The 1257-nt window shown below is 51.0% G+C and carries 1 protein-coding gene; it reads right to left on the reverse strand.

Annotated features, from left to right (window positions below):
- Window positions 1-48: 48 nt before the first annotated feature.
- Window positions 49-1190 (reverse strand): IS3 family transposase gene (locus PseuLF5_RS28080; RefSeq protein ID WP_340135115.1). Its coding sequence is split into 2 segments (ribosomal slippage): window positions 49-929 and window positions 929-1190, totalling 1143 coding nucleotides; the frame shifts between segments, so codons are not numbered across the junction.
- Between the last annotated feature and the right edge of the window lie 67 nt (window positions 1191-1257).

The following is a 1257-nucleotide window of genomic DNA, read 5'->3' on the forward strand; positions in this document are numbered from 1 at the left end:
TGATCTGGTCAAACGTTCCTGGACACAGTTATAGGGTTTTATCCCTTTTCATGCCGCCAGGGCTTCCATGTCTACCGGAGTTCGATAACCGTTGTGACTGTGTAGCCTGATCCGATTGTAATAGTGGGTCAGGTAGCGCAGCACATCGCTACTGGCTTCATCTTCGTTTCGATAACCGACCTTGGGTATCCATTCAGATTTCAAACTGCCAAAGAAACGTTCCATCGGAGCGTTATCCCAGCAGTTTCCTCGTCGACTCATGCTTTGTTTTATTCGCATCTCCGACAGCGTTTCTCGGAACATTTTGCTGCTGTAATGACAACCCTGATCCGAATGGAACATCAAGTTTTCAGGGCGTCCTCGCGACTCGAAAGCCATCCTCAACGCTTTACAGGTCAGAGCCGAATCGGGACTTCTGGATATCGCCCAACCGACGATGCGTCGGGCATGCAGGTCTAGTACCGCAGCCAGATAAACCCAGTAAGTACCGGCCCAAATGTAAGTCACATCGCCACACCACACTTGATTGGGCGCCTCAACGTTGAATTTACGCTCCAAATGATTGGGGGCGTATTGAGCCTCTGCGCCGCTAGGTTTGTAACGATGTCTGCGTCGTTGCTGGCTCTTCAATCCGATCTCGAGCATCAGGCTACGAGCCATGTAACGACCTACCGACTCCTTTTCGTTACACAACGCCTTTGACAGGCTGCGCGCGCCCATTGAACCGCGACTTTGCTTATGTAATTCAGCAGCCTTGATCTTGAGGCGCTCGCGCTCGGCATCCACTTTTGTCCGCTGTTTCAGACGCTCGTAATAACTGCTACGGTTGATACCAAACACGCCACACAACTCGGATCTTGGATATTGCTCGCTTAATTCCTCGACCAGCCTTACTGATCGAGGGAATCCGACATCAAGAGAGCCGTAGCCTTTTTTAAGATTTCCTTCTCTCGCTCAATCCGTCGGATTTTTGCTTCCAGTTCTTGGATGCGTTGTTGGTCAGGAGTCATGGCCTTGGACTTCTCAGGCGTCTTACCGTTGCGCTCAGCTCGCAACTGCTCAACCCAGCGACGCAGTGCTGTAGGTCCGACGCCCATTGCTTCGCAGGCTTCACTCACCGAATAGTCTTTATCCAAAACCAGGCAAGCCGCATCCCGTTTGAAATCTGTCGAAAAATATCGTCTAGTCAAATGCCACCTCTTCGCTGGGCGTAGATTACCGCCCTTTAAGGGTGTCCAGAATCATTAAGCCAGATCA

Origin of the sequence: Pseudomonas sp. LF-5 (assembly GCF_037626295.1) — a bacterium.
In the GTDB taxonomy this organism is placed as follows: Bacteria; Pseudomonadota; Gammaproteobacteria; order Pseudomonadales; family Pseudomonadaceae; genus Aquipseudomonas; species Aquipseudomonas monsensis.